Source organism: Bradyrhizobium uaiense (assembly GCF_010811875.1).
Lineage (GTDB): Bacteria > Pseudomonadota > Alphaproteobacteria > Rhizobiales > Xanthobacteraceae > Bradyrhizobium > Bradyrhizobium uaiense.
Genome location: NZ_VKHP01000341.1, coordinates 1 through 8,434 on the forward strand (window position 1 = coordinate 1; position 8,434 = coordinate 8,434).

Here is an 8,434-nt window from a genome sequence, read left to right on the forward strand (position 1 = left end):
ATGACAACATCGTCGATCACTGCTGTTACGCTTGGAACACTCTCATCGATCAGCCGTGGCAGATCATGTCAATCGCGCTCCGCGATTGGGCCTACATCGGTCGATCAATTTGAGGATTGGTATTAGCCGCAGCCCTTGATGCCGAGCGGATTGCGCGGGCACAGCGTCGTGGTGTGGCTGAGCTTGAACGACGGCAGGTCATCGGCGCGCGGCATGGTGTAATCCATGAAGGAGGCCGTCACCGGCTGGCCGTTCGAGTCATAGACCGCATGCTCGAGCAGGGACTGCCCGATGCCCTGGGCAAGGCCGCCATGGACCTGCCCCTCGTCGATCATCGGGCAGCGATGATCTCGCTCAGCGTGCCGGCGGAAGGATCGTGACGCGCTGCTGTCGTTCGTAGACTTCCCGGCGAGTATTGGGGTCATTTGCACACCTCGAACCCGATCGAAAGGTGTTCGCCACGGTGCGCGGCACCGAACGGTGCATAGCAAGGGAGCGCTCTCACCGAACACCACCAGACTGATGGTCTTCAAATTGATCGGTGCCGCATCGAAGACTTGACGTCGGCTCAACGGCGCAAATCACCCGCCGAGGGTCATCGCAGGTGTCAGATTCACTGACGGCATCGAGGTCACCTCTATGCCCGAACCTCGCCGCCTGATCGGGCTCGTCACCCAAATTCAAACGTAGCTCGCTGTAGATGCCTCTGTTGTTGAAGATCACGGACAGTTAGCGAGCAGAAGAAGATTGTTGGGTTGAATGTCGTCCGCCGTCGTCTTGATGTACTTGTGCCCATCGTGCGTGGCCCACACCACATCAACCCTGCGGCCGTTTTCTTCGACATAGAACTCCCATTCGTCGCTCTCGATATCTTTGATAGCCCGATCGATGGATCGCTTCCACGGCGTCCCGTCGGGGTTAGCTCCCCCAACATGTGTGATTCTTTCGTGAGGGTTCTTTCTGTCCGTCTTGTTGACGTAGCGAATGCGTGCGCGTTTAGCCATTCTCGTCTCTCCTAATCTCTCCTAAATCTGCAAGTCCTGAAGGGCCAGCATAGACCAATGGTTGGATTCGGCTGCCACCAATCCAGGTAGGTGCGGTGCAGTCCTTCTCCGCGATACAACTTGGCAACGCCCCAGGCTTACCGTCACCGGGGGCGCGCGGTGGTCAGCCCTGCTGTTATGGTCTGTAAGGCTGGACACCAAAGTGTGCGGCCCGTGATTGGGACAGCGCTTCTTCGGTATGGCGGCGCCGAGTCACATCGCTGCTAACTTCACTGGCAGCGCGGGCGCGGTAGGGACAGCGTCGGGCTACGCAATACACCGACGCCGAGTCGCGCTCGCGCTGTTGCAATTGCGCTGAGGTGGATCGCCGCTAATTTCAGAGGGCATCCAGAGTGACGTGGGGATGACTAAGGTCACTGTCTACAAGATTCTTCTCTACGAGCCCAGGGAGAATGAGCCGCTTATTTCCCGGCGGATGGCGACTCGCCCCGGCGCTGCAGCCATGTGCGGGTTAGCCATAAAAGACATAATCGCGTTCGGTGTAGCGCGGCCGAGTTTGGAAGCGCGCTCTTACGCGAACCGGAAAAGAACCTCAACGACGCGGAGACGCATTTTCAAATAGGTGTCTGCGGTCCCGTGCCGGTCGTTCCACGGATCGTAGGTCTCGGTCAGGAATTCGCCGCAGACCGCGTCCCAGCAGGGCGCGTCGTGGAGACGTCGCGCCCTCTTTCGCGCGCGAGTGCGTCGTGCGCGCGCTTGAAGAAGTCAGCATTTGACCGGAAAGGTTCAACACGGTCGATGAAGACGATGTGCGCGACCTGCACGAAGAGTTGACGAATCTCGGCTGCCGGCCGATCGCCCCAATAGATCTGCTGAGGGTAACGGCGAAGGAACAGGTCCTAGATCATGATATTTCGCGGTCAAGGGAGTCGTTTCCACGCATGTTTCGAAGCTCCGCCAGAAAAGCCGTGCCGGCATCCACGGCTCGCTGCGCGGTCGCCGGGTCGACGTCCATACCATGCGCGGCTTCGTTCATGACCCGCAGGGAGTCCAGAAGCTGCGCGGTGCTGGCGGGGGCGAGGCCGCGACGATGCAATTCGCGCAGCATGTCGCCGAGGCTGGTCGGTCGAGTCGAAGCAAAGCCGTGGTCGCCCATGAAGTTGCGCAGGGCCCTCTCGATCTCCATGCGCATCTTGACGACAGACATGAGCGGAAATTCGCGAGCGAACTCCTCCACAGTCGGCAGGTCTTGCTGAAGCTGGGGCGGCAGCGCCGGCGAAAGCCGATATTGCGCGACGCCCATCGGCTTGCTCGTGTCGCGTAGGGCATATTCGACAATCAGCTCGTTACGGCCCTTACATACGGCCCTTACAGAGGATAATGCCAATAGTCGGCTGATCGTCCCGGTGCCGGAGTTGGTCGTCGACGGCAGAGAGGTAAAAATTCATCTTCCCTGCGAATTCAGGCTTGAAGTCTTCTATCTTCAGTTCGATCACCACGAAGCAACGTAGCCGAAGGTGATAAAAGAGTAGGTCAAGATAGTAGTCCTGGCCGGCGACCTCGAGATGATACTGGCTGCCGACGAAAGCGAAGCCCTTGCCGAGTTCGAGGATGAGCGACCGAAGGTGCTCGATCAGCCCGCGTTCCAGATCGCGCTCGAGCATCTCGGGGCCAAGCGACAGAAAGTCGAAGGTGTAGGGGTCTTTCAGGATCTGCTGGGCGAGCTCGGATTGCTCGGCAGGCAGGGTCCAAGAAAAGTTTGTGAGCGCGCTACCTTGACGCGCGAACAGGTTGCTATCGATCTGATGGATGAGGACGTTGCGGCTCCATCCGTGTTCAATCGCCTGCCGAGCGTACCAAACGCGTTCCTTAGGCGCCTTGACTGCGTCAAGCAACCGAACGTTATGACCCCAAGGCAATAGTGCAACAACCTGTTGCACAAATTCGCCATCCGGCCACGCCTCCGCGAAGGTGCGCATATACTTCAGGTTTCGGGCCGACAGCCCGGTCGTCTCGGGGAAAGCTCGGCCAAGGTCGTCGGCTAGACGATCGATGATCTTGGCACCCCATCCCTCGCGTTCCCGCCGCGCGAGGATATCGCGTCCAATGTTCCAGTAGAGCAGGATCAGCTCACGGTTCACCGAAAGACCGGCGCGATGCCGCGCTTCCGCAATCTTCCGCTTAAGATCGCTGACTGTCATTCGGCCCTGCAAAATTTGCAAGCCGATTGACACCACCTCACGCGGGATGTGCGATCGACTGACGATTCCCAAGCGAGTGCAAGCACGATCACCTCGGCCAGCGCATCGAGCCCCACTAGGCTCAGAGGACGTTGCTGCACTTGCGCAGCTTCGCCATCGTGGGTGCCAATAACGTCAAAAGGTGACTTTGTGGGTTGAGGCCGTCCTTCGCCGCTAGCGGCTGCGATCGGCTATGCCCATTGCACTCGCCGTTAGATCGACCCAACTGCTCGACCTTCGCCGTGTAGCGAATGAGCTCATCGAACTTAACTTCGGTGACTTGGTATAGCAGGCCGTCGCAAATCCGCGTGATGCGATATCCTGTCGCAACGGCCAACGATCAAAAATAGTATAACAAGGTTTTCGATATGCTGACGAGCCACGGCCTCGATGTCACCTACCCGACGCTCTATTCCGAATCGGTCCAGTACAGCCTCGATGAGAGCTTCACCTCGGAGGTCTCCTCGAATGGACGGTTCGTGGCTGTCGAGGTCATCCGCAGACCCGGACAGTAGGCGCTGCATGGCTGCGCGAAGCGCCTGCTCGGTTGCGGGGCGCTGACAGGAACGGTCATGAGGTGCCCCTATCTTGAGCGGGGCGACCAGCTTCGTGACGCGGCCAAGATAATTATCGACGGTTGGCTTCGACCCGACCTGAGCCGTGTCGAGCCCAACGGCGCGTGCACATGATCAAAACGCGTCCACGCAGCGATCGGGCAGCTTCTCTGGCGATATCCTCGGTCACGCCGCGTTGCAGCCATAGGCTCGCGGCCCTTCGCAAGGCCGACCAGGATGTGGCTTCGTAGCCCCCGCGGCAATTGTCGCTCCGCGCGCAAAATCGGCTGTGAATTCTCCTGAGACGGTCAGGTTCTTGAAAGCTAACCCTGGCAGGAGACGGGGATATCTGACCCCGATAGGTCCGAGGTTAGCTGATCAGATTCGCCAAACGGAGGATGAATGGACCCGCTTAACAACGTCAACCCATCAACCGCCCGGACGTACCAAGTCGAGCCGCAACAGGAACAGCCGGGGCAAGCGGACTTTGAGCAGCGGCTTAGAGAGACCCAGCCGCCCCCTCGGACATCAGATTCACCCGAGGCTGGATCACCTCCGCCTGAAACGGAAGGCAATATCAGAGCTGGCGCTATCCAGGGGGACGAACGGTGCGCAGCCTCATCCTTTGTCAGAATGCGGGCTCAGCTCGCCGCAACGCTGACCTGTGCGAACCTTGGGGCGCTCAGAAACGAGATCGAACTGGCTGAGCAACAATCAGCACAGTGGTCAGCAGCAAGCGGGCGTCCCGGCAGTGTCGATCGCAACCGCGTTTTCGACGACGTGGTGGCATCGTCGTACGCGGAGCTGCAGCGCTTTCAAAACGACGCCAGCGATTGCAAGCCACGCGTGTTGGACGGTCAGAGCGCCATGGACCACTTGCGTGCCATGGCGTCCGTGCGTTCCGACGCTGCCCCCTGGAATATTTGGGGAGGGCAACAACTCGATCTGGGACGCGCGGCTGCAGAGCACATGAGGGGGGATACCAATTTTTCTCCTTTTGTATCACTGTCCGAGGACGCCTCACGGCTTCTCCTTTCGCCGGACGACGCCAACGAGTATGGCGCGAAAGCAATTGCAGAAAACGCGAATGAGTTGCACACCTATACGGTACCAAGGGCCGCCACTTGGACGTCCGAAGAGATCGTCAGGATTCTAGAGGACGGAACTGAGAATGATGAACCCAATCTGGCGTGGGTGAGCGATACCCCAACTGAAGAGCGCGAGGTGCTGTTTCTGGGCGGGAATCTGGATGACTATCGGACCGCTAGCGAACCGAATCCGTACAGGAATCCAGGAACAAGAGGATGACTCCAGGGGGCGTGTCGTTGGCGAGCCTCATGACCAGCAGTAGCAGCGGCAGCACAAGTCCGGTGTCGTCACCACCGTGCCGATCATCACCCCAATGTGCAGAGCGACGACCACACGTCAATCGGCGTGGGGTCAGCAACAAGGAACGGCCAACGCGCTTGCTCTCAACGGGCTTTGGCCCTCGATCACTTGCTGTCGACATGCGACGTCCGCGTTTGCTTAGAACTCAAATGGCTGCAGCAGGGGGATGGCTTCGATCGGCTGCATTCAAAGAGGATAGCAAGCTTCAATAGATCAGTTATGTCGTCGCCATGGTTGACCGACCAGACGCGAGCCGGTTCCTCCGAGCTATCGCCAAATTTTGGTGACGACCGGGCGGTCAGGCGGCGGCGGCTATGGGCTGACGGTCAGTCGGCTTGGCGATGACCTCGATCCCGTCGTTGAATGTCACACCGAGAACGAGTTTTGGCAACTGGTTGTGTCCGTCGAGCCGTCGCCAGCTTTTCTGTGCGCCCTCGAGCAATTTGAAGACCATTGCGAGCGCAGTCCTGTTGGACAGGCAGCCCTTCGATCGGATCGTGCGGTGGCGCACGGTGGCGAAGGTGCTTTCAATGGGATTGGTAACCGGTATGAGATTTCTCGGTGCCAACGTTCCGCTGCGGTGTTCTACATCGTGGCGTATGGTGCGACCATCGGGACAGAGGCACCGGGAGCACGAAGGTGCGGGCAGGCCGATGCACACGATGAGCCGAGAGCTCGTGTTAGTAGCTGGCCGCCTCTGCGACTCGCCCGGTTGCGCTGAGAGCGCGAATCCGTAGTTGTCGTGTCGCCCGCAGCTCCCGTCATAACCAACGGAAGGGAGACGCGGATGCGACGCGTGATTGGTATTGATGTTCACCGAACCTTCGGCGAGGTGGTAATCTGGGAAGACGGCATCCTACGACATGCCGGTCGGGTCGATATGACCCGGACCGGCCTTGAAGGGTTGGGCAAGAGTCTGCGGTCGACCGATGAAGTGGTGATCGAGGCGACAGGCAACAGCATGGCGGTGTCGCGGGTGCTGGCGCCATTCGTGAGGCGGGTGATTATCGCCAATCCGTTGCAGGTGAAGGCGATCGCTCAGGCGCACGTCAAGACTGACAAGATCGACGCTGGCACACTCGCCAGCCTGCAGGCAGCGGGCTATCTGCCGCAGATCTGGACGCCTGATGCGGAGACCGAACGCAAGCGCAGGCTGGTGGCGCGGCGCTACCAGGTCGTGCGGCATCGCACGCGGCTCAAGAACGAGGTGCATTCGATCCTGCACGCGCACCTGATCCCGAAGTGCCCGCATGCCGATCTTTTCAACGCCCGCGGCCGGGCGTGGTTGACCGCTCAACAGTTGCCGGACGATGAGCGAGCAGCCATCGATCGGCACGTTCGTGAGCTTGACCGGCTGGCGGAAGACCTGGCCCTGCTCGATCGCGAGATCGCACAAGACGCAATCAACGATTCCGCGGTCAACAGATTGATGACAATCACCGGCGTGAATGTGGCAGTCGCCGCTGGTATCGTGGCGGCGATCGGCGACATCAGCCGGTTCAGCAGCCCGCAGAAGCTGGTGAGCTATTTCGGGCTGAACCCGCGGGTGCGGCAGTCGGGACTGGGAGTCGCCCATCACGGTCGCATCAGCAAGATCGGCCGCAGTCACGCGCGCGCCATGCTGGTTGAGGCGGCCTGGGCAGCGGCCAAGTCGCCCGGTCCACTGCATGCTTTTTTCGTGCGCATCCGTGCGCGGCGTGGCCATCAGATCGCCGCGGTCGCCGTGGCTCGGAAGCTCACTGTGCTCTGCTGGCATTTGTTGACGAGGGGCGAAGATTGCCTGTGGGCCCGCCCAGCGCTGGTCGCCAACAAGACCCGCGCGATGCAACTTCAAGCCGGACATCCGCAACAGAAAGGCAACCGGCGTGGACCAGCCTATGCCTACAACATCAAGGCGCTGCGCGACCACGAGATGTCGATTGCCGCCCAGGCGGAGCGAAGCTACGAACGGTTCATGTCGCGATGGAAAGCGCGGCGGCCAAAAACCGGCGCGCGGGCGCCTCAGTCCGGCAAGACAAGATAGGCAGTCCGGTGACGCTTGCAGCCGACGCGTCACGCTTCGCCACGAGGTCGCCCGCGCCCAACAAACATAATCGCAGTTGACGGCAACTTCCAGCCGGGCCAGTCCCGTTCCACGCAGCGTGCCGCCGTGCTCGGGCCGGTCAAGGCCAAGCCTTGCGGTGGCCGCAAATGCGGCCAGCCTTGACCGCCCCTGCGCGCGGCGGCTGAGTGATCGGTGGCCGGGACGGAAGAATGACCCGCAGCGCGACCGAACAAAAGAATGGACTTACAGCGATTTTCGCAGTCGTCGTCTCGGTCTTGAAGAAATCGCTTGTCCATCTCATGCGTCGTCCGCAGGTGTTTCCAATGCTCGGCCGGGAAGTCGTAGAACGCGTAGCGCGTCTCGATCCTGGCTCAGGCAGTCCGCCGCCTTCGCGTATTTCAGCGCGTAGCTCTCCACGAACGCGTCGAACGCCAGTTCGGCGGCGGCCTTGGTTTCGGCCATCCAGATCTCCTGCAACGCGCGTTTGGCTTTGGGCTGCTGGCTCTTCGGCAATTTGGCGAGCACGTTCGCGGTCTTATGCACCCAGCAACGCTGCTCGCGCGTTTTCGGCCAGACCTCGCCGGCGGCCTTCCAGAACCCGAGCGCGCCGTCAGCGATGGTCAACCGCGGCGACACCTCGAGCCCGCGCCGCTTCAGATCGAGCAGCAGATCGCGCCAGTCGTGCGCGCTCTCACGGGCGCCATCGGTGAAGCCGACCAGTTCCTTGCGGCCCTCCGGCGTCGCGCCGATCAGCACCAGGATGCACTGCTTTTCGTCTTCGTGGCGCGCCTGGAGATGGATGCCATCGGCCCAGATGTAGACGTAGCGCTTGGCCGACAGATCGCGCTTCTGCCACGCGGTGTGTTCGTCGAGCCAATCTCGAAAGCTTCGGCGTCGCTAATTGCGACGGAGCCGAAAGCAAACATCCGCTGATCCTTCTGAAGAAGGTCAGGTCCCGTATGGCCAGCTTCATCGCAGGCGACTTCTAAGATGTCTGACATGACTGACAAATAACAATCGAAAGCACGAACCGTGGACTTAGAGAAATTTGGATACGGGAATGTCGCCGACGAGCTCTAGTCTTACTGCGTCACAAACGATGATCTGTGTAGTGGTCGAACTTGATCGCACAACAAGGACATCTCGACAGCATTCGGACCAGCCCATGTTCGAGCCGCCGTCGCATCGTCGCGATCGAATTTG

Annotated in this window: 6 protein-coding genes and 5 pseudogenes; 4 read left to right on the forward strand and 7 right to left on the reverse strand. The window is 60.2% G+C overall.

Features of this window, described 5'->3' with window-relative positions; all coding sequences use genetic code 11:
- Positions 1-125: 125 nt before the first annotated feature.
- Positions 126-338, reverse strand: a pseudogene (locus FNJ47_RS42815) (molybdopterin cofactor-binding domain-containing protein); the annotation flags it as partial.
- Between the two features lie 16 nt (positions 339-354).
- Here FNJ47_RS42815 and FNJ47_RS52005 point away from each other — a divergent pair.
- A pseudogene (locus FNJ47_RS52005) lies at positions 355-690 on the forward strand (IS256 family transposase); the annotation flags it as partial.
- 29 nt (positions 691-719) lie between these two features.
- On the opposite strand, the gene FNJ47_RS42820 reads toward FNJ47_RS52005, so the two are convergent.
- The 3 genes from FNJ47_RS42820 to FNJ47_RS42825 all read right to left on the reverse strand — a co-directional run bounded on the left by FNJ47_RS42820 (position 720) and on the right by FNJ47_RS42825 (position 3,205).
- Positions 720-1,004, reverse strand: coding sequence for a DUF3892 domain-containing protein (locus FNJ47_RS42820; RefSeq protein ID WP_163162394.1), 285 nt, complete (start codon positions 1,002-1,004; stop codon positions 720-722).
- Between the two features lie 904 nt (positions 1,005-1,908).
- The gene (locus FNJ47_RS52010) at positions 1,909-2,307 is read right to left on the reverse strand and encodes a hypothetical protein (RefSeq protein WP_236000484.1); all 399 of its coding nucleotides are present in this window, start codon (positions 2,305-2,307) and stop codon (positions 1,909-1,911) included.
- Between the two features lie 52 nt (positions 2,308-2,359).
- On the reverse strand, positions 2,360-3,205 hold the full coding sequence (locus FNJ47_RS42825; protein WP_236000487.1) for a PDDEXK nuclease domain-containing protein: 846 nt from the start codon (positions 3,203-3,205) through the stop codon (positions 2,360-2,362).
- A 407-nt stretch (positions 3,206-3,612) separates the two neighbouring features.
- On the opposite strand from FNJ47_RS42825, the gene FNJ47_RS42830 reads away from it, so the two are divergent.
- Positions 3,613-3,759: a hypothetical protein gene (locus FNJ47_RS42830; RefSeq protein WP_163162395.1), complete on the forward strand. Its 147-nt coding sequence runs from the start codon at positions 3,613-3,615 to the stop codon at positions 3,757-3,759.
- Between the two features lie 90 nt (positions 3,760-3,849).
- Here the strand turns inward: FNJ47_RS42830 and FNJ47_RS54905 are convergent.
- Positions 3,850-3,927, reverse strand: a pseudogene (locus FNJ47_RS54905) (plasmid stabilization protein); the annotation flags it as partial.
- 273 nt (positions 3,928-4,200) lie between these two features.
- Between FNJ47_RS54905 and FNJ47_RS42835 the strand changes: the two are divergent.
- Complete coding sequence (locus tag FNJ47_RS42835) at positions 4,201-5,106, forward strand: hypothetical protein (protein WP_163162396.1); 906 nt, start codon at positions 4,201-4,203, stop codon at positions 5,104-5,106.
- Positions 5,107-5,485: 379 nt separating this feature from the next.
- On the opposite strand, the pseudogene FNJ47_RS42840 reads toward FNJ47_RS42835, so the two are convergent.
- A pseudogene (locus tag FNJ47_RS42840) lies at positions 5,486-5,728 on the reverse strand (IS256 family transposase); the annotation flags it as partial.
- Between the two features lie 264 nt (positions 5,729-5,992).
- On the opposite strand from FNJ47_RS42840, the gene FNJ47_RS42845 reads away from it, so the two are divergent.
- Positions 5,993-7,210 carry an IS110 family RNA-guided transposase gene (locus FNJ47_RS42845; RefSeq protein ID WP_347341796.1) on the forward strand — a complete coding sequence of 406 codons (1,218 nt, stop codon included), beginning with the start codon at positions 5,993-5,995 and terminating at the stop codon, positions 7,208-7,210.
- Positions 7,211-7,512: 302 nt separating this feature from the next.
- On the opposite strand, the pseudogene FNJ47_RS42850 reads toward FNJ47_RS42845, so the two are convergent.
- A pseudogene (locus tag FNJ47_RS42850) lies at positions 7,513-8,107 on the reverse strand (IS256 family transposase); the annotation flags it as partial.
- Between the last annotated feature and the right edge of the window lie 327 nt (positions 8,108-8,434).